This window comes from Pseudomonas sp. C32, assembly GCF_030417915.1.
In the GTDB taxonomy this organism is placed as follows: Bacteria; Pseudomonadota; Gammaproteobacteria; order Pseudomonadales; family Pseudomonadaceae; genus Aquipseudomonas.
Window position 1 is genome coordinate 1 of record NZ_JAUHUK010000017.1, and the last position, 22,723, is coordinate 22,723.

At 60.2% G+C, this 22,723-nt stretch carries 25 protein-coding genes; 16 read left to right on the forward strand and 9 right to left on the reverse strand.

Features of this window, described 5'->3' with window-relative positions:
* Positions 1-219 precede the first annotated feature (219 nt).
* Together rhtA and QYH43_RS19205 are read left to right on the forward strand one after the other, a co-directional pair.
* Positions 220-1,107: a threonine/homoserine exporter RhtA gene (rhtA, locus tag QYH43_RS19200; RefSeq protein ID WP_095060692.1), complete on the forward strand. Its 888-nt coding sequence runs from the start codon at positions 220-222 to the stop codon at positions 1,105-1,107.
* A gap of 165 nt (positions 1,108-1,272) precedes the next feature.
* Positions 1,273-1,554 (forward strand): hypothetical protein, encoded by a 282-nt coding sequence (locus tag QYH43_RS19205; RefSeq protein WP_095060694.1) that lies wholly within the window; start codon positions 1,273-1,275, stop codon positions 1,552-1,554.
* Positions 1,555-1,567: 13 nt separating this feature from the next.
* Here the strand turns inward: QYH43_RS19205 and QYH43_RS19210 are convergent, their stop codons facing one another.
* Positions 1,568-2,128, reverse strand: a complete 561-nt coding sequence (locus QYH43_RS19210) for a TetR/AcrR family transcriptional regulator (protein ID WP_301157828.1) — start codon at positions 2,126-2,128, stop codon at positions 1,568-1,570.
* Between the two features lie 91 nt (positions 2,129-2,219).
* Between QYH43_RS19210 and QYH43_RS19215 the strand changes: the two genes are divergently transcribed.
* Both QYH43_RS19215 and QYH43_RS19220 read left to right on the forward strand, forming a co-directional pair.
* Positions 2,220-2,948 carry an SDR family oxidoreductase gene (locus QYH43_RS19215; protein WP_095060698.1) on the forward strand — a complete coding sequence of 243 codons (729 nt, stop codon included), beginning with the start codon at positions 2,220-2,222 and terminating at the stop codon, positions 2,946-2,948.
* A gap of 37 nt (positions 2,949-2,985) precedes the next feature.
* A complete protein-coding gene (locus QYH43_RS19220) occupies positions 2,986-3,576 on the forward strand; it encodes a 2-hydroxychromene-2-carboxylate isomerase (protein ID WP_301157829.1) in 591 nt (196 codons plus the stop codon).
* Between the two features lie 79 nt (positions 3,577-3,655).
* On the opposite strand, the gene QYH43_RS19225 is transcribed toward QYH43_RS19220, so the two are convergent.
* The 4 genes from QYH43_RS19225 to QYH43_RS19240 all read right to left on the reverse strand — a co-directional run bounded on the left by QYH43_RS19225 (position 3,656) and on the right by QYH43_RS19240 (position 7,877).
* Positions 3,656-5,464, reverse strand: coding sequence for an aminopeptidase P family protein (locus QYH43_RS19225; protein ID WP_301157830.1), 1,809 nt, complete (start codon positions 5,462-5,464; stop codon positions 3,656-3,658).
* Positions 5,465-5,528: 64 nt separating this feature from the next.
* Positions 5,529-6,686 (reverse strand): aminotransferase class V-fold PLP-dependent enzyme, encoded by a 1,158-nt coding sequence (locus tag QYH43_RS19230; RefSeq protein WP_301157831.1) that lies wholly within the window; start codon positions 6,684-6,686, stop codon positions 5,529-5,531.
* Positions 6,687-6,892: 206 nt separating this feature from the next.
* Positions 6,893-7,507, reverse strand: coding sequence for a LysE family translocator (locus QYH43_RS19235; RefSeq protein WP_301157832.1), 615 nt, complete (start codon positions 7,505-7,507; stop codon positions 6,893-6,895).
* Positions 7,508-7,607: 100 nt separating this feature from the next.
* Positions 7,608-7,877 (reverse strand): hypothetical protein, encoded by a 270-nt coding sequence (locus QYH43_RS19240; RefSeq protein WP_095060708.1) that lies wholly within the window; start codon positions 7,875-7,877, stop codon positions 7,608-7,610.
* Positions 7,878-8,120: 243 nt separating this feature from the next.
* Here QYH43_RS19240 and QYH43_RS19245 point away from each other — a divergent pair, with 243 nt between their 5' ends.
* From QYH43_RS19245 to QYH43_RS19285, 9 genes are all read left to right on the forward strand, one after another.
* Complete coding sequence (locus QYH43_RS19245; RefSeq protein WP_301157833.1) at positions 8,121-8,579, forward strand: VOC family protein; 459 nt, start codon at positions 8,121-8,123, stop codon at positions 8,577-8,579.
* Between the two features lie 260 nt (positions 8,580-8,839).
* Positions 8,840-10,042 carry a PepSY domain-containing protein gene (locus QYH43_RS19250; protein ID WP_301157834.1) on the forward strand — a complete coding sequence of 401 codons (1,203 nt, stop codon included), beginning with the start codon at positions 8,840-8,842 and terminating at the stop codon, positions 10,040-10,042.
* Positions 10,039-10,578: a thiamine pyrophosphate-binding protein gene (locus QYH43_RS19255; protein WP_301157835.1), complete on the forward strand. Its 540-nt coding sequence runs from the start codon at positions 10,039-10,041 to the stop codon at positions 10,576-10,578. Before QYH43_RS19250 ends, QYH43_RS19255 begins: the two co-directional genes overlap by 4 nt.
* Positions 10,575-10,901: a hypothetical protein gene (locus QYH43_RS19260; protein WP_301157836.1), complete on the forward strand. Its 327-nt coding sequence runs from the start codon at positions 10,575-10,577 to the stop codon at positions 10,899-10,901. The genes QYH43_RS19255 and QYH43_RS19260 overlap by 4 nt, the downstream gene beginning before the upstream one ends.
* On the forward strand, positions 10,898-11,470 hold the full coding sequence (locus tag QYH43_RS19265; RefSeq protein ID WP_095060716.1) for a DUF6162 family protein: 573 nt from the start codon (positions 10,898-10,900) through the stop codon (positions 11,468-11,470). Before QYH43_RS19260 ends, QYH43_RS19265 begins: the two co-directional genes overlap by 4 nt.
* 35 nt (positions 11,471-11,505) lie before the next feature.
* Positions 11,506-12,432, forward strand: a complete 927-nt coding sequence (locus tag QYH43_RS19270; RefSeq protein ID WP_301157837.1) for a metal ABC transporter substrate-binding protein — start codon at positions 11,506-11,508, stop codon at positions 12,430-12,432.
* On the forward strand, positions 12,429-13,277 hold the full coding sequence (locus tag QYH43_RS19275; RefSeq protein WP_301157838.1) for a metal ABC transporter ATP-binding protein: 849 nt from the start codon (positions 12,429-12,431) through the stop codon (positions 13,275-13,277). The genes QYH43_RS19270 and QYH43_RS19275 overlap by 4 nt, the downstream gene beginning before the upstream one ends.
* Positions 13,277-14,176: a metal ABC transporter permease gene (locus QYH43_RS19280; protein WP_034155185.1), complete on the forward strand. Its 900-nt coding sequence runs from the start codon at positions 13,277-13,279 to the stop codon at positions 14,174-14,176. Before QYH43_RS19275 ends, QYH43_RS19280 begins: the two co-directional genes overlap by 1 nt.
* A complete protein-coding gene (locus QYH43_RS19285; protein ID WP_301157839.1) occupies positions 14,177-15,079 on the forward strand; it encodes a zinc ABC transporter substrate-binding protein in 903 nt (300 codons plus the stop codon).
* Between the two features lie 148 nt (positions 15,080-15,227).
* Here QYH43_RS19285 and QYH43_RS19290 read toward each other — a convergent pair whose 3' ends face one another.
* From QYH43_RS19290 to QYH43_RS19305, 4 genes are all read right to left on the reverse strand, one after another.
* The gene (locus tag QYH43_RS19290; protein WP_095060725.1) at positions 15,228-15,455 is read right to left on the reverse strand and encodes an MbtH family protein; all 228 of its coding nucleotides are present in this window, start codon (positions 15,453-15,455) and stop codon (positions 15,228-15,230) included.
* 81 nt (positions 15,456-15,536) lie between these two features.
* On the reverse strand, positions 15,537-16,943 hold the full coding sequence (locus tag QYH43_RS19295; protein ID WP_301157840.1) for an aspartate aminotransferase family protein: 1,407 nt from the start codon (positions 16,941-16,943) through the stop codon (positions 15,537-15,539).
* Between the two features lie 270 nt (positions 16,944-17,213).
* The gene (locus QYH43_RS19300) at positions 17,214-18,539 is read right to left on the reverse strand and encodes an ATP-binding protein (RefSeq protein ID WP_301157841.1); all 1,326 of its coding nucleotides are present in this window, start codon (positions 18,537-18,539) and stop codon (positions 17,214-17,216) included.
* A complete protein-coding gene (locus tag QYH43_RS19305) occupies positions 18,536-19,216 on the reverse strand; it encodes a response regulator (protein WP_095060731.1) in 681 nt (226 codons plus the stop codon). Before QYH43_RS19305 ends, QYH43_RS19300 begins: the two co-directional genes overlap by 4 nt.
* Positions 19,217-19,370: 154 nt before the next feature.
* Between QYH43_RS19305 and dsbD the strand changes: the two genes are divergently transcribed.
* The 3 genes from dsbD to dsbG are packed head-to-tail and all read left to right on the forward strand — an operon-like array spanning position 19,371 to position 22,704.
* Positions 19,371-21,107, forward strand: a complete 1,737-nt coding sequence (gene dsbD, locus QYH43_RS19310; RefSeq protein WP_301157842.1) for a protein-disulfide reductase DsbD — start codon at positions 19,371-19,373, stop codon at positions 21,105-21,107.
* Positions 21,107-21,961, forward strand: a complete 855-nt coding sequence (locus QYH43_RS19315; protein ID WP_095060735.1) for a TlpA disulfide reductase family protein — start codon at positions 21,107-21,109, stop codon at positions 21,959-21,961. Before dsbD ends, QYH43_RS19315 begins: the two co-directional genes overlap by 1 nt.
* Positions 21,937-22,704 (forward strand): thiol:disulfide interchange protein DsbG, encoded by a 768-nt coding sequence (gene dsbG, locus QYH43_RS19320; RefSeq protein ID WP_095060737.1) that lies wholly within the window; start codon positions 21,937-21,939, stop codon positions 22,702-22,704. The genes QYH43_RS19315 and dsbG overlap by 25 nt, the downstream gene beginning before the upstream one ends.
* The last annotated feature ends 19 nt before the right edge of the window (positions 22,705-22,723 follow it).

Genomic DNA, 22,723 nt, shown 5'->3' on the forward strand with positions numbered 1-22,723 from the left:
CGCGTAACTCTTTGTTTACCAAGGAGTTTTCCATTTCGGCTGCGCCGGAAGTGGGGCGAATTATAGACACCTGAGATCTGCCGTCAAGCACTGATTTTGCCTTTCTAGCATGACACTCAAAATCACTGCTTATATATAGACGCGCCGATGACTAATGCGCAACATATTGCCCAAGTACGTAGAAACGCCCTGATTTCCTACCTTGGACGGTGTCACGCAATGAACGACCAGCAACGCAGCCTAGCCTCCACCCTATTCTCGGTTGGGCTGTTACTTATAGCCATGGCCTCGATCCAGACCGGAGCGTCCCTGGCCAAAAGCATGTTCCCGGTCATTGGCCCTCAAGGGACCACCACACTGCGCCTGATTTTCGCCAGCGTGATCATGATGCTGATACTGCGCCCATGGCGCGCGAAACTCACCGCAAAATCCCTGCGTACCGTCGTCGTCTACGGGATGGCACTGGGCGGCATGAACTTCCTCTTCTATATGTCCTTGCAAACCGTTCCCCTGGGTATCGCGGTAGCGCTGGAGTTCACTGGCCCACTGGCGGTTGCGATCTATGCCTCACGCCGTGCAATCGACTTTTTGTGGATCGCGCTGGCAGCGGCAGGATTACTGCTATTAATACCGTCAGGCGAAGCGGCAGCGGGGATGGATCTGACAGGCGTCGGTTATGCTTTGGGCGCCGGGGTATGTTGGGCGCTATACATTCTGTTCGGCCAGAAGGCCGGCGCCGACAACGGAGTTCAGACTGCCGCGCTGGGAGTAATGATTGCCGCGTTGTTTGTAGCACCGATCGGAATCGTCCATGCGGGTTCTGCTCTGTTGACGCCTGCCTTGATCCCGATAGCTCTCGGCGTCGCCATCTTGTCCACCGCCCTGCCCTACACCCTGGAGATGGTCGCATTGACTCGCATGCCGGCCAGAACTTTCGGCACACTGATGAGCATTGAACCTGCCGTCGGAGCGCTTTCGGGGCTACTGTTCCTTCACGAGTTCCTTTCACTGTCACAATGGATGGCCATCATGTGCATCATTTTGGCGTCGGTAGGTGCGACGTTGACCATGGGCAATGCTGCCAAACCAGCGATAGCGGCAGATTGAAGCAGAAATAACGAAGCTCTGGCATTTACCGCTTAATTAGGCCATGTTTAGGCCCGCAACCCAGAGTCAGGCAGGGCGATTTCAGACAGGGATATCAGGACGCTTCAAGTAAAAGCGATTAGAGCCAGACCCGGGCACAAGACCCGGGACGCTATAAGGATAGTAATGAAACGAATTTTGATACTGATCGCCGCTCTTGCAATTGCAGGCTGCGCAGCGACATCAGAAACCAAGATCAAACACGGCAAGAAAGGGCTGCACATCAACTGTTCAGGACTGTCGTCGTCTTGGGACAAATGCTACGCCACCGCTAGCAACTTGTGCGCTCCCAAGGGTTACAAGGTCATCGCCAAGTCGGGGGATACCGTGGAAGAACCTGGCGACTATCCGTTTGGCCTCAATCCCGCGGGCTATACCAGCCGAAGCATGATTGTCATCTGCAAATAGACAGGTCGCCGCGTCAGGTTCTCGGACTTGCGATTTGGCGACCGATTTCATCGTAACTGGACTTCAGCACCTCGCGCTGAACATCCGGAGTTGCGAGCATCCGGGCGACGACCAGTGCACCAATGCATTGCGACAGAATCGCCCAGGCCAAGCTGTCACTGTGCAAAATCTCCGCCCAGCTTTCCTGGAGCCGACAGATCCAGTGTTCCGCCTGTTGGCGAACGCTCACGTCTGACCGGGCGATCTCGGCCCCCAAGGCTGGCAGCGCACAACCGGTTTCCGGATGCTCGACATGGGACATGCTCAGATAAAGTTTGAGACAGCGTTCAAGTTTGTCTCGGTCCTGATCCGCTCCCAATCGTGCCAGGCTTTGGCGTAGCTCACGCTCGACAATGGTTGCGAACAGCTCATCCTTTGACGAGAAGTGGCTATAGAACGCGCCGCCACTCAAGCCGATCGCTTTCATCAAGCCATCGACGCCTACCGTTGAGAAACCCGACTTCTTGGCCGAAACCGCGCTGCTTTCCAGCAGCTTCTCCTTGGTTTCCAATTTGTGGCTGGTCGAATAACGCATAGCCTTCTTCCCGATTTGAATACCTTGACGATTATCGAATCGTAGCATAACGTCCGTTTAGTTAACGATCGTTTACCAAAGGGATCTACCCATGAATAACAAGAAGGTCGTACTGGTTGTCGGCGCTGGTGATGCCACGGGTGGCGCAATTGCCAAACGCTTTGCTCGGGAAGGTTTTGTCGCCTGTGTCACTCGCCGCAGCGCGGACAAGCTTCAACCGCTGGTGGATGCCATCAAGGCCGACGGCGGTGAAGCACACGGGTTCGCTTGCGATGCGCGAAAAGAAGAAGACGTGATCGCGCTGGTCGAACAGATTGAAAACCAGATCGGCCCCATTGAAGCGTTCGTGTTCAATATCGGCGCCAACGTGCCGTGCAGCATTCTCGAAGAAACGGCCCGCAAGTATTTCAAGATTTGGGAGATGGCCTGCTTCTCGGGTTTTCTCAACGCCCGGGAAGTGGCCAAACGCATGGCCAAGCGTCAACGAGGCACGATTCTGTTCACGGGTGCCACGGCGGGTATGCGTGGCGCCGCCGGATTCGCCGCGTTTGCCGGCGCCAAGCATGGGATCCGGGCACTGGCCCAAAGCATGGCCCGTGAGTTGGGACCGATGAACATTCACGTTGCCCATGTGGTCGTCGATGGCGCCATCGATACCGATTTCATCCGCGAGAGCTTCCCCGAGAAGTATGCGACCAAGGATCAGGACGGCATTCTCAACCCCGAGCACATCGCCGAGAACTACTGGTATCTGCACGCCCAGCCCCGCGACGCCTGGACTTTCGAGCTCGATCTGCGTCCCTGGAGCGAACGCTGGTAAGCCCTTCCCCACAACAATAAAACGAGCACCTTCGACCATGAGCAAAACCGTGGAGTTCTACTTCGACCTCGGCAGCCCCGCCACTTATCTGGCCTACACCCAGCTACCGAAGATCTGCGCGCAGACTGACGCGCAGTTGATCTACATTCCAATTCTGCTGGGCGGAGTATTCAAAGCCACCGGCAACGCCTCGCCAGCGACCGTTCCGGCCAAGGGTCGTTACATGTTCCAGGACCTGGATCGCTACGCGAAACGCTACGGTGTGCCGCTGAAGTTCAATCCACACTTTCCGATCAACACGCTGATGTTGATGCGTGCGGTGACCGGCATCCAGATGCGTGATCCTGAACGTTTTTGCGCATTCATCGAATGCCTGTTCAAGGCGCTGTGGGTCGACGGCCGCAGCCTGAATGAGCCTGCCACCGTTGCGGCGGTGTTGATCGAAAACGGTTTTGATCCTCAAGCGATACTGGCTCTGACCGCCGATGAAGAAGTCAAAGCCACACTCAAGGACAACACCGAGAAAGCAGTGCAACGGGGAGTGTTTGGTGCACCGAGCATGTTTGTCGGCAATCAGCTGTACTTCGGTCAGGACCGCTTGGAATTCGTCCTTGAAGCCCTGAGCTGATTTCTCGGTAACCCGCCACTCCAGGGTTCAGGGTGGCGGGCAATGCCCTTGATCAACCGAATCGCATTACAACAACCTGCTAAACCGCCGCCGTACGAGCATTCAACCACGCAAGGGCTGCCCCCTCGACCAACGGACTCAAGCGCTCGCGCACTTCGGCGTGATAGGCGTTGAACCATTGCTTCTCGTCTTCAGTCAGCAAAGACGTTTCCAGGCAACGCGTGTCGATCGGGCACAGGGTCAGGGTTTCGAACTTGAGGAACTCGCCGAATTCGCTTTTGCCCGCCTCACGGTTCATCGCCAGGTTTTCGATCCGCACGCCCCAGCGGCCCGGACGGTAGGTGCCAGGCTCGATGGACGTGATCATCCCCGGCAGCATCGCTGTCTGTGGTGCAGGTGCAGCCTGATAGGCAATCACTTGCGGACCTTCGTGCACATTAAGGAAATAGCCCACACCATGACCGGTGCCGTGACCGTAATCGACGCTTTCCGCCCAGATCGGTGCGCGAGCGATGGCATCGAGCAACGGCGACAGGATGCCTTTCGGGAACTGTGCACGGGACAAGGCAATCACGCCTTTGAGCACACGAGTGCAATCGCGCTTCTGTTCCGCGGTCGGTGTGCCGACCGGCACCATCCGCGTGATGTCGGTAGTACCGCCCAAGTATTGACCGCCGGAGTCGATCAACAACAGACCGTCACCTTCAATCACCGCGTGCTCTTCCTCGGTGGCGTGGTAATGCGGCATCGCACCGTTGGCGTTGAACGCAGCAATGGTGTTGAAGCTCAACGACACGTAATCGGGACGGCGCTCACGAGCAGCGGTCAGGTGTTCGTCGATGGTCAGTTCGGTGATGCGTTCGCGACCCAATGCCGAGTCCAGCCAGGCGAAGAACTCGCACAGCGCCGCGCCGTCCTGCTCCATGGCCTGGCGGATATGCTCGGCATCCGCCAGGCTTTTCTGCGATTTGGCCAGGGTGGTCGGATTCAAGCCTTCGATCAGCTTGACGCCGCTGCCCAGGTTTTCCAGCAGGCCGGCCGTGACCCGTGCCGGGTCGACTTGCAGGCTTGCTCCTTCTGGAACAGCCTTCAGCGCCGCAGCCACTTCACTGTAATCGCGCAGGGTCACGCCATCCTGTTCAAGGATTGCGCGCAACTCGGCGCTCACTTTACTCAGCGCCACGAACAGCGTGGCCTGCTGCTGGCTGATCAAGGCGAAGGAAACGAACACCGGGTTAAACGACACATCGCCGCCACGCAGATTGAACAGCCAGGCGATGTCATCGAGGGTGGCGATAAAATGCCAGTCGGCGCCACGGGACTTCAGGGTTTCACGCAGCTTGGCGAGCTTTTCGCCACGGCTGACGGTCGCTTGCGGCGGCAAGTGTTGATAGATCGGTTCATTGGGCAACTGCGGACGGTCACTCCAGACATCGCTCAACAGGTCGATGTCCGTGCGCAATCGGGCGCCGCGCTCTTCAAGCTTGCGTCCCAATGTCCGCGCCGAAGCCACGGCCATCACCGCGCCATCGACCGCGACAACGCCACCCTCTGGAGTTTGTTCGGCCAACCATTCCAATGGGCCGGGTTGACCCGGTTGCAGCTTGACCAGTTCGATACCGCTGCCATTGAGCTCTTTGGTCGCCTGCTCCCAGTAACGGCTATCGGCCCAGACGCCGGCAAAGTCCGGAGTCACGATCAAAGTGCCGACAGAACCATGGAAACCCGACAACCATTGGCGTCCTTGCCAGTAACCCGGCAGGTATTCCGACAGGTGCGGGTCGGCCGACGGCACCAGCAAGGCATGAATGCCCTCCCGGCTCATCAGTTCGCGGGTTTGCGCCAGGCGCTGGGGCACCGATCCATTGATCGAAGACTGCATATTCATCATGACTCCTGCTAACCACTCATCATTATTGTTGCGCGCCGATCAGCGTCGGCACTTTATCGCCCTATTGCCAGAATGCCGGAGCACTGGCGCAGGCTGTTCTGATCAGTTCTACCGCTTGGTCGATATCCTGTTCGGTCGTGAAACGCCCCAGGCTCAAGCGAATCGTGCGACCGGCCGCGTGGGCATCAAGCCCCAAGGCCAGCAGCACGTGGGATGGGGTATTGCTCGCGGAATTGCAGGCCGAGGTCGCGGAAAACGCGATCGAATGGCTCAACGCCGCCGAGTTGAACTCGCCTTCGCCGAAAGTCAGGCTCAGGGTATGGGGAATGCGTCGGGTCGGGCTGCCATTGAGGCGCACGCCGGGCAGGCTCAGCAGTTGCTCCAGCAGGCGTTCACGCAAGCGCACGATCTGGGCTTTTTCTGTTTCGAACAGCTTCGCCGCCAATGTGAAAGCCTCACCCATGGCAACGATCTGATGGGTCGCCAAGGTACCGGAACGCAAACCGCCTTCGTGGCCGCCGCCGTGGATCTGCGCCTGCAATTTTTGCTGCGCGCGCGGGCCGACGTACAACGCGCCGATACCTTTGGGACCGTAGAGTTTGTGAGCGGAGAACGACATCAGGTCCACCGGCCACTGCGCCAGGTCGATCGCCACTTTACCCGTGCCCTGTGCGGCGTCGACATGGAACAACGCAGCGCGCCCGCGCACCACTTCTCCGATCGCCGGGATGTCATTGAGCGTGCCCAGTTCATTGTTGACCAGCATCAGCGACACCAGGAACGTGTCCTCGCGCATGGCTTCGCTGACGGCTTGCGGAGTAATCAGACCTTCGGCGTCCGGCACCAGATAGGTCACCGCAACGCCGGCATCCTGCAATTGCCGGGCAGTGTCGAGAATCGCCTTGTGTTCGATCTGACTGGTAATGATGTGGCCGCCGGAAATCCCGCGAGCCTGGGCCACACCCTTGAGCGCCAGATTGTTGGATTCGGTGGCGCCGGATGTCCAGACGATCTGTTCAGGTGTCGCGCCGACCAGCTCGGCGACCTGACATCGCGCCTGTTCGACCGATTGCCGGGCCTGCTGGCCGAACGCGTGGGAGCTTGAAGCCGGGTTGCCGAAATTGCCGGTAAAGCCCAGGCACTCGACCATGACCTTGATGACCCGCTCGTCCACCGGCGTGGTGGCGGCGTAATCGAAATACAACGGACGTTTATTCATAAAAGACTCGCAGAGCGTGTTCCGGGATCAGGAAGCTCGTGGCTGGAAACGGCAAGGCGCAGCCTCGTGAGCTGCGCGCAGTTTTCAGAACGTTACCAATACCTGATCGGATGCCGTTAAAGAAGTACAACTTCATTTAAAAGTGCGTAGGAACGCTCCTGAAAAGCCAGCTTAACAGGCATCGGGCGACCGGTCGAAGCAGCGCGTCAGCTGAAGCTTTCGAGCAACAACGGATATAGCGAAACCACCAGCAACGCGGCCATCCCCCAATTGAACAGACGCAACCAGCGGCGGTCTTTCAAAACATTGCGCAACAACGTGCCGCACGCGGCCCAGACACCGACACTCGGCAGGTTGATGATCGCGAACACGGCCGCAATCACGATCACATTGGTGAAATAACCCTGCATCGGCGTGTAGGTGCTGATGGCACCGATGGCCATGATCCAGGCCTTGGGATTGACCCACTGGAACGCGGCGGCGCCCAGATAGCTGATCGGTTTCGCTTCGCCGTGCTGACTGTCCGACACCGGCCCGGAATGAGCGATTTTCCACGCCAGGTACAACAGGTACGCCGCACCGACGTAACGCAGAACGGTGTAAAGCAAAGGGTAAGTCTGGAATACCGCTCCCAACCCGAAACCCACCGCGACGACGAGCACAAAGAAGCCGCAGGTGATACCCAGCATGTGCGGAATGGTACGGTTGAAGCCGAAGTTCACGCCGGATGCCAGCAACATGGTGTTGTTCGGGCCGGGGGTGATTGAGGTGACAAGGGCAAACAGGGCGAAGCCCAGCAGCAGATCAAGTGAGAGCGTCATGAGTGGCAGTCCATCTGGGTCAGTCAGGTGTTGACCCTATCGCACACCTTGGGTGAAACCCACGGACAGTTGCGTGAACTTCAAGCAGTACAGTTCTGACTCAGCTTGAGCGACCGTGAAGCTGTACAGATCGCTCGGCGTTCATTTCGCCCTGGCTGTCGAAGCGGAACGACTTCTGCGGTTCACCGAGCAATTCGGCTTTTTTCGCGTGGTACTCGTCAAAGGACAAACCGCGACGATTCAACGCCTCCAGCGCCAGTTCCTTGCTTTCCTCTGCGGTGTAGGGCCGCAGTTCAGGAGAAACATGACTGGCACACCCGGCGAGTACGCAAAGGGCAAACAGCAGGAAAGTGGCGATTAGAGGTTTCATTTCTGGCGTCCGGCATCTGGGTTCGGGGGCAATGAACACAGGCTACCCGTGCCGTCGAACGGGTAGAAATCAACACGTTCGATAGTGGCTATCAGGTTTACAGCATCCGCTGGAACGTTCGCCACACCACGGACCACTGCTGCTCGTCGGGCGTTCAGTAGCGCAAAAGTAGCTGGCCTATATTTATCCAGCCGGCTAACGGCATAGAACCTCTTTCTCACAACAAAAACAGGGAGATTCATCATGAGCGTCAAACCGATTCCAGAGGGTTATCACAGCATCACCCCCTATCTGGGCATTCAAAAAGCCGCTCAGGCTATCGACTTCTACAAGAAAGCCTTTGGTGCCATCGAAGTGATGCGGCTGGCCATGCCTGATGGCGGCATCGGTCATGCCGAGCTGCGCATCGGCGATTGTCCGATCATGTTGGGCACACCCTGCGATCAAGGGCCGTTGAGCAATCCGGACAACTCGCCGTCCGTGGGCCTCCATCTGTATGTGACGGATGTCGATAAATCCTACAAACAGGCCATAGAGGCCGGTGCAACCGTCATATCCGAGGTCAAGGATCAGTTTTACGGCGACCGTTCCGGGACGTTGAGGGACCCCTATGGGCATCTGTGGTTCCTGGCCACGCGTAAGGAAGACCTGACCCAGGAACAGATTGAGCAACGGGCCAAAGAGATGTTCAGTCAGGGTTGAAGCACGAAAAGGTCGCAGCCTGTGACAGCAGCGATGACCTGCGGCAGCAATCGCAGGCTGCAACCCTTTGCGTCAATTGATCATTGTGGCAATAATAAGAAACATTTACTTTTGCATTGCCGTTCGGGTTTTTCGGTCATCATTCGTCTTATCTAGATGCAGTCGGTCGCGTAGGCAAAAGCCACGACCGAACTTTCCAGGGACATCGTCGCTGTGAAACCCGCAGCAGAGCCCCTCTCATCCAGGCAAGACCTCACATCATGTCAAAGAAGTCCCGTTCAAAAATCTGGTTTCTGGTCCATAGCTGGCTGGCGTTGCCGATCTGGTTTTTCGTACTCATCGTTTGTGTAACCGGCACTCTGGCCGTCGTCAGCCAGGAAATCGTCTGGCTGGCCAACCCGTCGATGCGCGCCAGCCAGCCTTCCGATGATGCACCGCTGCTCAGCTATCAACAGGTCCTCGACGCTATCCACAAGGCTGAACCGCAGACCGTGGTGGAAAGCATCAGCCGACCCGACGAGTCGCATTTTGCCCTCGACGTACAAGTCAGCTACCCCGACGGACGCTCCGTGGTGGTGTACGTCAACCCGTACAGCGGCGTCATTCAGGGGGTAGCGCCGGAATTCAATTTCCAGGCATTCACCCGTGCGTTGCATGGCTGGTGGCTGGTGCCGTTTACCAACGGCTTTAGCTGGGGCTGGTATCTGGTGTCGTTTCTCGGTTTGCCACTCTTGGCTTCGCTGGTGACCGGGCTGGTGGTCTACAAACGCTTCTGGAAAGGCTTTTTCAGTCCGACTCTGCGCATCCGCCATGGCGCACGGATTTTCTGGGGCGACTTCCACCGCTTGAGCGGCATCTGGTCGATCTGGTTCATTGCGGTCATTTCCATCACCGGCACCTGGTTTCTGATCCAGGCATTTCTATTCGATAACCAGGTGTCGATTTCCACCGAGAAAATCATCCCGTCGATGTCCCGTGAAGCCGTACCGATGTCGGCCGACGGTACGCCGCCACCGCGCATCGATCTCGATCGCGCGATTGAAATCGCCTCGCAACAGATTTCCGGGCTTGAGGCCAGCTTTGTCAGCCTGCCGGGCAATGCCTATAGCCATATGGATATCGGTGGACGCGGTTGGTATCCGCTGATGTTCCAGACTGCCACCCTCAACCCGTACAGCGGCGAAATTGCGGCCACGCGACTGATCTCGGACCGCTCGGCGCTGGAGTTCGTCACCGAGTCGATGCGTCCGTTGCACACCGGGGATTTCGGCGGGCTGTGGATCAAGTTGATCTGGGCCTTCTTCGGCCTGTTGTTGAGCATGATGGTCCTGAGCGGCTTGTTGATCTGGACCAAACGCACCGCACTGGCCACCGCCAATGCCTTGAAGCGCAGCAACAAGAAGCAACACGCCACGAAAACCCAAACAGCCCTGAGCAACGAACCGTCGGAGGCTAACCTGTGAGCAACGTCACTGCTGCCCCTCAAGCCTCCCGCCTGCGCGTGTTCTGGCACAAATGGCGCTTCCACCTGAACATCCTGTTACTCCTGATTCCGTTGGGTTTCATGCCCAAGTACTTCGCCGACGAGGCGTTGCAGCGTGGTGACAACGGTCTGGGCGAGCGGGAGGTTGGCGAAGTGCAAGTCGGTCCCTGGAGCCTGCGTCTGGCGGAACTGCGCAATGAAGCTCCGCTCAATAGCCCGTCCGGCCACATGAAGAACTTCAACGCAGCGCTCTGCGACGCCTGTATCGACCAGGTCAAGGCGACTTACCTGCGCATCGGCAAGCCCCGCAGCCTGCGCGCCGCCGGGGTGATTTTCTTCGGCACGCCGTACCGCATGAGCGCCCAGTTGCCGGTGCCGGACAAGACCAAGACCGACGCTCAACTGTGGATCACCATGGAAGGCTGGGACGGCAGCATGCATCAGGCATCCATTCCTTTGAACCAGGCATCCCCCGCCACCGTCGCCTGGCTGAGCAAACAAGGAGGCAAACCATGACCCGTATTTCCCGCCCTCTCCATGCGGTTTTGCTGCTGTGTGCTGGCTTCAGTGCCAGCGCCCTCGCCCACAACCCGATGTGCGAATGCAAAGCCATCGACGCCGAGCAGATCAAATGCACCGGCGGTTTTTCCGATGGCAGCGGTGCTCCGGGTGTCACCCTTGATGTGGTCGGTTACGACGAAACCATTCTCGTGCCAGGCAAGCTCGGCGCCGACTCGACCCTGACCTTCAAGAAACCCGGCGCGGAATTCTACGTGCTGTTCGACGCGGGCCCCGGCCACGTCGTCGAAATCGACCAAGCGGACATCGAGGCACCATGAGTACGCCAACCACCCAGGTCGTCCGCCCGGCTGGGGCCGGTCACGAAACCCTCTACGTCCTGCTGCTGTGCCTGATGATTCTGGCCGTTGCCGGCTCGGTGGTGCTCTGGCGCGGCGAGTCCCATGAGGTGAGCAGCATCAGCAGCCATCAACTGGACGCCCGCCGCGACCTCAGTGCTTCCGAGCAAGGCATCTATGCCGACCTGCGTGTGACGCTGGACGAAATTCACCTGCTGCGTCAGGAACAACAAGCGCTGCCGACGCCCGAAACCCTCGCCGATGAGGGTTTTGCGCCGTTCGCTCAGGACGCCAGTTCCGTCAGTCGCGGCGGACATGCCTGGCAGTTGCTCGATAGCAAAGCCTACTTCGGTCAGAGCCAGGCGAAGGGTGTCGCCGGTTCCTTTCTGATGCGCTTGACCGCTGCGGATGACGCGCCAGACATCTGGCTCAACCGCGCGACCGACCTCAAGGCCCCTGCCGACCTCAGCGACGCCGCGCTTGAAAGTGCCGGCTGGCAGCAGATCGTCGCGCAATTCGATGCCGGCGTGACCCGCCAGCATAAGCATTGAACCCTCGCCTTCACCCGAGAGAAGACCGCTTTCCCATGCCCATTTCATCTCAACGTTCGTTCTTGCGCCTGCTGCTGGTCGGCCTGCTTGCCTGCCTGCTGCCCACCCTGGCCAGTGCCGACGAGGCCAAGCGCCTGCGCATCGGCATCACCCTGCACCCTTATTACAGCTACGTGGCCAATATCGTCGGCGACAAGGCCGAGGTCGTGCCGCTGATTCCGGCCGGGTTCAACCCCCACGCCTACGAGCCGCGCGCCGAAGACATCAAGCGCATCAGCGGGCTGGACGTGATCGTGCTCAACGGCGTCGGTCATGATGACTTCGCCGACCGCATGATCGCCGCCAGCGAAACCCCGAACGTCAAGGTCATCGAAGCCAACGAAAACGTACCGCTGCTGGCCGCCACGGGTGTTGCCGCACGCGGCGCGGGCAAGGTGGTGAACCCGCACACGTTCCTGTCGATCAGCGCGTCCATTGCCCAGGTCAACAACATCGCCCGGGAACTGGGCAGGATCGACCCGGCCAATGCCAAGACCTACACCGAAAACGCCCGAGCCTACGGCAAGCGTCTACGCAAAATGCGCGCCGATGCCCTGGCCAAACTGACCCAGGCACCGAACGCCGAACTGCGCGTGGCCACGGTGCACGCTGCCTACGATTACCTGTTGCGCGAGTTTGGTCTGGAAGTCACCGCCGTGGTCGAACCGGCCCACGGCATCGAACCGAGCCCGAGCCAGCTGAAAAAGACCATCGACCAACTGCGTGAACTGGATGTGAAAGTGATCTTTTCGGAGATGGATTTCCCGTCCTCTTACGTCGACACCATCCAGCGCGAATCCGGGGTGAAGCTGTATCCGCTGTCGCACATTTCCTACGGCGAATACACCGCCGACAAGTACGAAAAGGAAATGACCGGTAACCTCGACACCGTGGTGCGGGCGATCCAGGAGTCGGGCGCATGACTTCGAAAGAAACGATCATCGCCCAAGACGCCGAGAATCCTGTGGGAGCCAGCCTGCTGGCGAAGGGGTCTGGTCAGTCAGCATCTTCCTTGAATGATGCAGCGCAATCGCGAGCAAGCTCGCTCCTACAGGGGGCGGGCCCGACGCTGGATTTCGCCGGGGTCAGCCTGACGCTGGGGCGCACGACAATTCTCGACAACGTGACCTTCAAGGTGCAGCCCGGCAGCGTGCATGCGCTGGTCGGCCCCAATGGTGGCGGCAAGAGTTCGCTGATCAAGACGTTGCTCGGGCAGATGCCGCATCAGGGCCGTTTGAGCCTGCAATGGCCCGCTGAACCGGGCACCATCGGCTACGTGCCGCAAGCGCTGGAGTTCGACCGCGGCCTGCCGATGACCGTCGACGATTTCATGGCCGCCATGTGCCAGCGGCGCCCGGCGTTCCTCGGTTTGAGCAAGCACTACGCGGCGGCGATTGGCGAGGCGCTGGAGCGCGTCGGCATGCAGGACAAACGCAAGCGACGCATGGGCGCGTTGTCCGGCGGCGAACGTCAGCGGGTTTTACTGGCTCAAGGGTTGATCCCTTCGCCGCAATTGCTAGTACTCGATGAACCGATGTCTGCGCTCGATGAGGCTGGCATTCAGGTGTTTGAACGCTTGCTCGGCGACTGGCGTTCAGCCGGAATTACCGTGCTGTGGATCGAACACGATCTGGAAGCCGTCGGGCGTCTGGCCGATCACGTTACAGGGCTCAATCGTCGGGTGCTGTTCGACGCCACGCCGAAACAGGCACTGACCCCGGAGCGTCTGCTGACGCTGTTTTCGACCCATCCCCGGAGCGTTGCCTGATGAGTTACGAAGCTTTCCGTTTGATGGTCCAGGGTTGGGCTTCGTCCGGGTATCTGCCCGAAGCCCTCGCCTACGGATTCGTAGTCAACGCGTTGCTCGCCGGTCTGCTGATCGGTCCGGTGCTCGGCGGCCTGGGCACATTGGTCGTGGTCAAGCGCTTCGCGTTTTTCTCCGAGGCTGTGGGGCACGCGGCATTGACCGGCGTGGCCATCGGCATTCTGCTCGGCGAACCCTACACCGGTCCATATGGCAGCCTGTTCGGCTACTGCCTGTTGTTCGGCATCCTGCTCAACTACCTGCGCAACCGCACGGGCCTGGCGCCGGATACGCTGATCGGCGTGTTCCTCTCGGTCTCTTTGGCGTTGGGAGCCAGCCTGCTGCTGATTCTGGCGGGCAAGATCAATGTGCACATTCTGGAGAACGTGCTGTTCGGCTCGGTACTGACGGTCAATGGCAATGACCTCGCCGTACTGGCGATTGTCGGCTCGCTGGTGATGGCGTTGGCGTTGCCGCTGTATAACCGCATCATGCTCGCCAGTTTCAACCCGCAACTGGCGGCGGTACGCGGTGTGGCGGTGAAGACCCTGGATTACCTGTTCGTGATCCTGGTGACGCTGATCACCGTCGCCGCAGTGAAAGTCATTGGCGCCATTCTCGTAGGCGCACTGTTGGTCATTCCAGCCGCAGCGGCACGCTTGCTCAGCCAATCGTTGAAAGGTTTCTTCTGGTGTTCGGTGCTGATCGCCACGGTCAGCACCCTGTGCGGGATTCTCGCGCCGATTGTCTTCGACCTGCCGATCCCGTCCGGTGCTGCGATCATTCTGGTGTCCGGCATTGCCTTCGCCCTGGCCGCCATCGCACGCGGCGTCGTCCCCAGCCTGAAAGGGAACCTTGGATAAATGTCATTCTCTCTGCGTCAACTGACCCTGGCCGTCGCGCTGTGCGGGGTGTCCACCGCAACCTTCGCCGCCGACAGCGGCAAACCGCTGCGCGTATTGGCGTCGCTGCCAATCACCTACGGACTGGGCGAAGTGCTGCTCAAAGGCACCGATGTCAGCCTCGAACGCGCGGCGCCGGCCAATCTGCCCGGCAGCCGCCAGACCGCCTACTTCACTGGCCGTGGCGCTCCGGCGCTGGCCAAACTGGCGACGGATGCCGATGCGGTAATTGGCCTGCGCTCGCTGTGGCCGGACGATCCGCTGTATCCGATTTCCCGTCGCAGCAATATTCGTATCGTTGAAGTCGATGCTGCCCGCCCGGTCGACGGCGCCCTGCCCGGCATTGCCGTGCAGCCAGGCATCAAGGTCGATGGTCTGAACAGCCAGCCGTGGTTTTCCAGCAACAACATGGGACGCATGGCAGATGTGATCGCGGCGGACCTAGTGCGTCTGGCGCCCGAGGCCAAGCCGAAAATCGAGGCGAACCTGGCGGCACTCAAGCAGCGTTTGCTCAAACTCAGCGCCACCAGCGAAGCGCAGTTGGCCAGCGCGGACAACCTCAGTGTGATGAGTTTGAGCGATCACTTTGGCTACCTGATTGGCGGACTGAACCTGGAACTGGTCGGGCTCGATGCACGACCGGATGCCGAGTGGACACCTGAGGCGCTCAAGGAATTGGGCGTACAGCTCAAAGACAACGATGTGGCGGTGGTGCTGCATCACCGGCAGCCGTCGGAGGCCCTGAAAACGGTGATTACCGAAGCGGGTAGCCGGTTGGTGGTGTTGAGTACCGATGCCGAGGATCCGGTGACTGAGCTTGAGGGGAATGTGGATTTGCTGATCAAGGGTTTGAGCGGCGTTTAAGGTCAGGACCGCGTTATCGTTCATCGCGAGCAAGCTCGCTCCTACAGGGAGCGAGCCTGCTCACGAAGGCAATCCAAATACAGACTCCAGACCTGAAAAAGCCCGCTGACTGTCACCAGTCCAGCGGGCTTCTTTTTGCCGCGACGACTCAGTGCGCCACAGACGCCTGCTCTTCCATTTTCTGACGCAGGCTCAACGGACGCATGTCGGTCCAGGTCTCTTCGATGTAGGCCAGGCATTCCTTTTTCAGCCCGCTTTTGCCCACGGTGCGCCAGCCTTGTGGCACGGCTTTGTAGTCGGGCCAGATCGAGTATTGCTCTTCGTGGTTGACCACGACCTGAAAGAGGATGTCCTCGCGGTCGAATACTGACGTCATGCTATGTCTCCATCGTTGTAGGGCGGGCTGCGCTGTGTGCGCAGCCGGTATGTAGAAGGAACGATGTACGCGCCGGAAAATTTAGAGTGTGCCGGTGGCAGCGGCCAAAGCCCGGCCGAAAATCTCGGCGACCCGATCTATTTCCGCAGCGGTGATCACCAGTGGCGGCAGGAAACGCACCACCGCGCCATGCCGACCGCCGAGTTCCAGGATCAAGCCCCGCTTGAGGCATTCACGCTGAACCAGCGGCGCCAGGCGCGCGAAAGCCGGTGGATGGCCCAGAGCGTCACGCGCCCCGGCCGGATCGACCAGTTCCACTCCCAGCATCAAGCCGCGACCGCGAATGTCGCCCATTTGCGGGAAGTCGCGCTGCAGGATGCGCAAGTGCTCGGTCAGACGCTCGCCCATCGCGGCGGCGTGTTCGCACACCTTGTGCTCAACCAGATAGCGCATGACGGCGGAACCGGCGGCCATCGCCATCTGGTTGCCGCGGAAAGTCCCGGCGTGGGCGCCCGGCAGCCAGGTGTCCAGCCAGTCGCGGTAGACCACCACCGCCAGCGGCAGGCTGCCGCCGATGGCTTTGGACATCACCACCACATCGGGGGTGATCCCGGCGTGTTCGAAGGCAAACATCTTGCCGGTGCGGGCGAATCCGCTCTGGATCTCGTCGACGATCAACGCCACCCCTGCCTTTTCGGTGATCCGGCGCAAACCGCGTAACCAGTCCAGATCGGCCGGAATGACCCCGCCCTCGCCCTGCACCACTTCCACGATCACGGCCGCGGGTAATTGAACGCCAGCCTCGGGATCGTTGAGCAGGTTTTCCAGGTAGTTCAGGTTGGCCTTGATGCCCTGCGTACCGCCCAATCCGAACGGGCAACGGTAATCGTAGGGGTACGGCATGAACTGCACGCCGCTGCTGAGCAACGCGCCCAGTGGTTTTTTCGGACCCAGGCTGCCCATCAGGCTCAGCGCGCCCTGGCTCATGCCGTGATAACCGCCCTGAAACGACAGCACGGTGCTACGACCCGTGGCGGTGCGCACCAGTTTCAGTGCGGCTTCCACGGCATCGGTGCCGGTCGGGCCACAGAACTGGATCTTCGCTTCGGCGGCCAATGCCGGTGGCAGCAGGCCGAACAAATCCTGAACAAACTGATCTTTCACCGGTGTCGTCAGGTCGAGCGTGTGCAGCGGTAGTTCATCGCTCAGCACTTGCTGGATGGCTTCGATCACGACCGGGTGGTTGTGTCCAAGGGCCAGTGTTCCGGCGCCGGCCAGGCAGTCGATAAAAGTGCGGCCTTCGACATCCTCGACATACAGGCCCCTGGCACGCTTGAGCGCCAGGGGTATGCGTCGCGGGTAGCTGCGGGCGTTGGATTCCTGCCGGCTCTGGCGGGCCAGCAAGGGCGTTTCTTCGAATTGATAAAGCGTTTCGGTCGGGGCGACCCGGGCCGGCTGATCTTCGATAAGGCTGGTAGCGACTGACATCTCTCGACCCCTCAATACGCTGTGATAGTGACCAAAACTGCACACCAGGCAGGTGCGCATTCCGCTCACGGGGCGCACTTGTCAGGTTTTCCTGTTCTGGAAACGCATCAGCGTCGAGAGGATTTAGACTTTTGAGCGGCTTTCTCGGAGGCACCCCAAGCCCTTGTAGGAGCGAGCCTGCTCGCGATAGCGGTGTATCAGGCAACATTGATGTCGACTGACACGACGTCATCGCGAGCAGGCTCGCTCCTACAAGGGGTTGGGTGTTTATCAGGCTGGTTGTAGCGGCATGGTCAGCTCAACGCGCAAGCCGTCCGGGCGGCTGTCGAAATGCAGGGTGCAGCCGCAACGCTGGACGATGGCCTGGACAATCGCCAGCCCCAGACCGCAGCCGGTGCTCTGGCCGTTGCGCCAGAAGCGTTGGGTCAGGTTCTGCAAATCTTCTTCGGCAATGCCCGGCCCGTGATCGCGAACCACGAACTGCACGCGATCACCGGTTGTTTCCAGGCTCAACTCCACTGCCTTGTCACCCGGCGTATGGCGCAGGGCGTTATCGAGCAAGTTGCGCAGCGCCGCAATCGACAGCACGGCAGGCATTTGCACCGGTGCACTGGAAGCCTTGGTCGGCGGTTGGAAGCGGATACGCTGGCGATCACCACTGGCCGCGTCCTGAATCGCCAGTTTCGCGACTTGTTCAGCGCTGCATTGCACACCGTCGTCGAACGACAGACTGCCTTCGACCCGTGCCAGCAACAGCAATTGTTCGAGGGTCCGGTGCAGGCGGTCGGCGCCCTCCTCGGCGCGGGCCAGGGACTGATCCCGGGCAGTGCCTTCGGTCATGCGCGCCACTTGCAGGTGGGTCTTGATCGCGGTCAACGGGCTGCGCAGCTCGTGGGCGGCATCACCGGTCAGGCGGCGCTCGCGTTCGATGGTCTTGCCGATGCGCAGCAGCAACTGATTCTGGGTTTCCAGCAAGGGTTGCAGCTCACTGGGCAATGGGTGGACATGCAAGGGTTCCAGGGAGTCGGGGCTGCGGCGCATCAAGGCATCGCGCATGCGGTTGAGCGGCGCGAGCCCCTGGCCGATACCCAGCCAGAGCAGGCACAGGCAACCGAGCAACGCCACGCCCACCGGCACCGAAGCGGCCAGCAGGATCGACATGTTCAACGCTTCGCGCTCGATTTGGCGGTCGGCCGTGGTGATGCGCAAATCGCCCCGGGCCAGGGTGAAACTGCGCCACGGTGCGCCGTCGATCATCTGATCGTGGAAGCCCATTTTCTCGGCTTCCAGGGTTTGCTGCGGATCGGTGTGGCTGCGGGCCAGGATTTCACCGCGCAACGAGCTGACCTGACAGGCCATGCCACCGGGAATGTTCAACTGCTCGGCGCTGAAATGGGTGCCCTCGCCCTTGCTCGACACGGGCGGCAGTTGCTCCATCAGGCCGGCGACCATGCGTGCCGATGCCACCAGCCGCTGGTCGAGGGAAAACATCATCTGATTGCGCAGGTCGCTGAGCATCCAGGCCGCAGCCAGTGCCCAGATCAACGCAAAAGCGGCGCCGAGCGTCAGGCTCAAGCGCAAACGCAGGCTCATCACTTCGACTCTTCTCCCCCATCAGCCGGCCCCAGGCGATAACCCAAGCCGCGCACGGTCTCGACAATCCCGTTGCCGAGTTTGCGCCGCAGGTGATGGATGTGGACGTTGAGGGCGTTGCTTTCCAGTTCGTCGTTGAAACCGTAGACACTGTCCTTGAGCTGCTCGGTCGACAGCACGCGGCCACGGTTGTGCAACAAGGCTTGCAGCAGCGACTGTTCGCGGCGCGAAAGGTCTACGGGCTGACCGGCGAGCAGGGTTTCGCGGCTGCTGGGGTCGTACGTCAACGCGCCATGTTCGATCAGGTTGACGCTGCGCCCCGCCACCCGGCGCAACAGGGTATGCAACCGTGCAGCGAGTTCGCGCAAGTCGAAAGGTTTGAGCAGGTAGTCGTCAGCGCCGGCCTGCAAGCCATCAACACGATCAGTGACCGAGTCCCGCGCCGTGAGAATCAGCACCGGCAATTCCAGACCGTTGTGGCGCAACTGCTGCAACAATTTCAGGCCGTCTTCATCGGGCAATCCGAGGTCGAGCACCATCACGTCGAATTCGGCCACCTTGAGCATGGCCCGGGCCGCCGACGCCGTGGCGACGTGTTCCACCGTCAGGCCCTGGGCGGTCAGGCCGGCAACGATGCCGCTGGCGATCAGCTCATCGTCTTCGCAAACCAGTACGTGCATGGGGAGCCTCTTGTAAATAAAGCAGATTAAGCCTTTGACCGATTAAGCGGACATTATGCCGCAAGCGCCACCGCCACAAGGCCGCCACGGTTAATCATCGGTTAATCGACACCACCCATTGTGCACCTCACTTGCACAGGGCAAAGGCTTACCCATGCGTCGACTGTTTTTACTTTTCGCTTTCTTGATCTCGGGCCTGGCCCAGGCAGGGACCAATCCGTTTGACACAAAACCCGATTTTCTCCCTGTCGAGAAAGCCTTCACGTTTACGTCTGAACGTCTGGAATCTGGTGAAACCCAGCTCTATTGGCAGATTGCCGACGGTTATTACCTGTACCAGCAGCGCCTGAAGTTCGACGGTCTGCCGACCGAACACAAACCGACGTTGCCCGTGGGCGAAGATCACAGCGACGAGTTTTTCGGTCAACAGCAAGTCTACCGCCAAGGCCTGGAGCTGAAGGTTCCGGTGGGTGCCAGCGGTCAGGTCAAAGTGAGCTATCAGGGCTGCGCGGATGCCGGCTTGTGTTATCCGCCGCAAACCAAAGTTGTCGATCTGGGCAACACCAACGTCACGAATGCAGGCGCCGAAGCTCCGGATCAAGCCTTGGCCAGCGGCCTGCAACAGCGTGCTCTGGGCTGGAGCCTTCTGGTGTTTTTCGGCCTCGGCCTGTTACTGGCCTTCACCCCTTGTTCATTGCCGATGCTGCCGATTCTGGCCGGTCTGATCGTGGGCAGTGGCGCCACGCCCAAACGTGGTTTGGCCCTGGCCAGTAGCTATGTGATCAGCATGGCGCTGGTGTACGCGGCGATGGGTGTTTTGGCCGCCATGCTAGGGGCGAATCTGCAAGCGTTGCTGCAGAACCCTTGGTTGCTCGGCAGTTTCGCAGCGATTTTCGTGCTGCTGGCCTTGCCGATGTTCGGTTTCTTCGAATTGCAGTTGCCGGTGGCCGTACGTGATCGCCTGGAAAACGTCTCGCGCAATCAACGCGGTGGCAGCCTGATCGGCGCGGGAGTGCTGGGGGCGTTGTCCGGTCTGCTGGTCGGCCCGTGCATGACCGCTCCGCTGGCCGGTGCCCTGCTCTACATTGCGCAGAGCGGTAACGCGCTGCACGGCGGGTTGATTCTGTTCGCCATGGGGATTGGCATCGGCGTGCCGCTGCTGTTGCTGGTCACTGTCGGCAACCGCTTCATGCCAAAACCCGGCGCCTGGATGAATTTGGTCAAAGGTATTTTCGGCTTCCTGTTCCTCGCCACGGCATTGCTGATGCTGCGTCCGGTACTGGATGAGTCGCTGTGGATCGGACTCTGTGGCGCCCTGCTGTTGGTCGCAGCCTACAGCGCCTGGAAACAATCGGACGGTTTTGGACGGATCGCCCACCTGTTCGGTGCCAGCTCGTTGCTGCTCGGTGTGTGGGGCAGCCTGTTGATGATCGGCGCGGCGGGCGGCAGCGATGATCTGTTCAAGCCGTTGCAGGTGTTTCGCGCTTCAGGCACAGCGGTTGCCGCCGCTCCGGTCGGTCACGACGCCTTCACCACCCTCAAGGATCCACAAGCGTTGCAGCGTGAACTCGACGCTGCGCAGGCTCAGGGTCAATGGGTGCTGCTGGACTATTACGCCGACTGGTGCGTGTCGTGCAAGGTCATGGAGAAACAGGTGTTCGGCAAAGCCAAAGTCATGGAAACCCTGAGCGACGTACGCTTGCTCCGGCTGGACGTCACCGCCGACAATGCCGCCAGCCGCGAACTCCTCAGCCGTTACAAAGTGCCGGGGCCACCGAGCCTGCTGTGGATCGGCGCTGACGGTGAGGAGCGTCGCAGCCAGCGCATCACCGGCGAGGTCGATGCCGATACGTTCCTGCAACGCTGGACCACCACCCGAGACGCCCGTTAATGCTGACACTCACCCTCGGCACCTTTGCCATCGCGCTTAATCACCTGCTGCTGATCAGTGCATTGGCGCTGGCGACTTTTGTCGGCTGGCGGGTGGCCAAGCGTGGCGGCGAGAATCCCGAGTCGGCGCTGTTCAGCCTGTTTCTACTGGGCATGCTCGCGGCCCGGGTCGGTTTCGTGGTTGCTTACTGGATGCACTATCGCAACGATCCGTGGCAGATCATTGACTTGCGTGACGGCGGTTTCCTCGCCTGGCCCGGTGTGATCGTGGTGCTGCTTGCGACCTTGTATCGTGGCTGGCGACGCCCAGGATTGAGACGCCCATTGGGGTTTGGCGTGGCCAGCGGCCTGGCGTTCTGGGTACTCGCAACGTTTTCCCTGTCGATTTACGAACAAGGCACGCGCCTGCCGGAAATCACTTTGCGCAACGCCGCCGGTGAAACCGTGAAACTGGCCGACTACAAGGGCGGCCCGTTGGTGATCAATCTCTGGGCGACCTGGTGCCCACCGTGTCGCCGGGAAATGCCGGTGCTGGAAAATGCCCAGCAAGCCCGGTCGGACCTGACCTTTCTGTTCATCAATCAGGCCGAAAGCATGCAAAGCGTCGCGACCTTCCTGGAAACCCAGGGCCTGAGCCTGTCCAACGTGCTGTTCGACGGCGGTGGTCGTTTGGGTCAGGCCGTTGGCTCCATGGCGTTGCCGACTACGCTGTTCTACAGCCCCGAAGGTCGCCTGCTGGGCAGCCATCTGGGCGAACTCTCGGAAGCCAGCCTGGCTCGCGCCCTGGAAAACTTCGACACTGTCCCCGCCACTTCTTCAAGGAAATTGCCATGCCCCGCCTCCGCCACCTGCTGACCCTGAGCCTCGGTGCCGCCCTGCTGCACCTGCCGTCGGTGCAGGCCGAAGAGCTGCCCGAGGCGATCAAGAAGATCGAAGCCAAAGGCGCGAAAATCGTCGGCCGGTTCGACGCCCCTGACGGCTTGCGCGGTTACGCCGCGCAATACCAGAACCGCGGCATGGCGTTGTACCTGACCCCGGATGGCAAGCATGTGCTGCTGGGCAATCTGTATGACGCCGAGGGCAACGACTTGACCAGCGCGCCGTTGCAGAAGCTGGTGTACGCGCCGATGTCCAAGGAGGTCTGGAGCAAGTTCGAAGCGAGCAACTGGATTGGCGACGGCAACAAGGACGCCCCGCGCGTGGTGTACCTGTTCAGCGATCCGAACTGCCCGTACTGCAATGTGTTCTGGGAACAGGCGCGGCCATGGGTCAAGTCCGGCAAAGTGCAGCTGCGCCACATCATGGTCGGCATCATCCGCGAAGACAGCCCGGGCAAGTCCGCCGCACTGCTCGCCGCCAAAGACCCGCAAAAAGCCCTGCAAGAACATGAAGCGGCGGGCAAGAGCAGCTCGCTCAAGGCGCTGAAGGAAGTGCCGCCAGCCGTTCAGGCCAAACTGGCGGCCAACATGCAGTTGATGGAAGAGTTGGAGCTGCAGGCCACTCCGGCGATTTTCTATATGGACGCCAAGGGCGAGTTGCAACAACAGCAAGGTGCGCCGTCGCCGGAAACGTTGGGGAAGATTCTCGGGCCGAAGTAACACGCATCGACGCCTTCGC

Coding starts and splice junctions, on each gene's coding strand:
- rhtA (WP_095060692.1), top strand. CDS start 220: ATGAACGACCAGCAACGCAGCCTAGCCTCCACCCTATTCTCGGTTGGG.
- QYH43_RS19205 (WP_095060694.1), top strand. CDS start 1,273: ATGAAACGAATTTTGATACTGATCGCCGCTCTTGCAATTGCAGGCTGC.
- QYH43_RS19210 (WP_301157828.1), bottom strand. CDS start 2,128: ATGCGTTATTCGACCAGCCACAAATTGGAAACCAAGGAGAAGCTGCTG.
- QYH43_RS19215 (WP_095060698.1), top strand. CDS start 2,220: ATGAATAACAAGAAGGTCGTACTGGTTGTCGGCGCTGGTGATGCCACG.
- QYH43_RS19220 (WP_301157829.1), top strand. CDS start 2,986: ATGAGCAAAACCGTGGAGTTCTACTTCGACCTCGGCAGCCCCGCCACT.
- QYH43_RS19225 (WP_301157830.1), bottom strand. CDS start 5,464: ATGAATATGCAGTCTTCGATCAATGGATCGGTGCCCCAGCGCCTGGCG.
- QYH43_RS19230 (WP_301157831.1), bottom strand. CDS start 6,686: ATGAATAAACGTCCGTTGTATTTCGATTACGCCGCCACCACGCCGGTG.
- QYH43_RS19235 (WP_301157832.1), bottom strand. CDS start 7,507: ATGACGCTCTCACTTGATCTGCTGCTGGGCTTCGCCCTGTTTGCCCTT.
- QYH43_RS19240 (WP_095060708.1), bottom strand. CDS start 7,877: ATGAAACCTCTAATCGCCACTTTCCTGCTGTTTGCCCTTTGCGTACTC.
- QYH43_RS19245 (WP_301157833.1), top strand. CDS start 8,121: ATGAGCGTCAAACCGATTCCAGAGGGTTATCACAGCATCACCCCCTAT.
- QYH43_RS19250 (WP_301157834.1), top strand. CDS start 8,840: ATGTCAAAGAAGTCCCGTTCAAAAATCTGGTTTCTGGTCCATAGCTGG.
- QYH43_RS19260 (WP_301157836.1), top strand. CDS start 10,575: ATGACCCGTATTTCCCGCCCTCTCCATGCGGTTTTGCTGCTGTGTGCT.
- QYH43_RS19265 (WP_095060716.1), top strand. CDS start 10,898: ATGAGTACGCCAACCACCCAGGTCGTCCGCCCGGCTGGGGCCGGTCAC.
- QYH43_RS19270 (WP_301157837.1), top strand. CDS start 11,506: ATGCCCATTTCATCTCAACGTTCGTTCTTGCGCCTGCTGCTGGTCGGC.
- QYH43_RS19275 (WP_301157838.1), top strand. CDS start 12,429: ATGACTTCGAAAGAAACGATCATCGCCCAAGACGCCGAGAATCCTGTG.
- QYH43_RS19280 (WP_034155185.1), top strand. CDS start 13,277: ATGAGTTACGAAGCTTTCCGTTTGATGGTCCAGGGTTGGGCTTCGTCC.
- QYH43_RS19285 (WP_301157839.1), top strand. CDS start 14,177: ATGTCATTCTCTCTGCGTCAACTGACCCTGGCCGTCGCGCTGTGCGGG.
- QYH43_RS19290 (WP_095060725.1), bottom strand. CDS start 15,455: ATGACGTCAGTATTCGACCGCGAGGACATCCTCTTTCAGGTCGTGGTC.
- QYH43_RS19295 (WP_301157840.1), bottom strand. CDS start 16,943: ATGTCAGTCGCTACCAGCCTTATCGAAGATCAGCCGGCCCGGGTCGCC.
- QYH43_RS19305 (WP_095060731.1), bottom strand. CDS start 19,216: ATGCACGTACTGGTTTGCGAAGACGATGAGCTGATCGCCAGCGGCATC.
- dsbD (WP_301157842.1), top strand. CDS start 19,371: ATGCGTCGACTGTTTTTACTTTTCGCTTTCTTGATCTCGGGCCTGGCC.
- QYH43_RS19315 (WP_095060735.1), top strand. CDS start 21,107: ATGCTGACACTCACCCTCGGCACCTTTGCCATCGCGCTTAATCACCTG.
- dsbG (WP_095060737.1), top strand. CDS start 21,937: ATGCCCCGCCTCCGCCACCTGCTGACCCTGAGCCTCGGTGCCGCCCTG.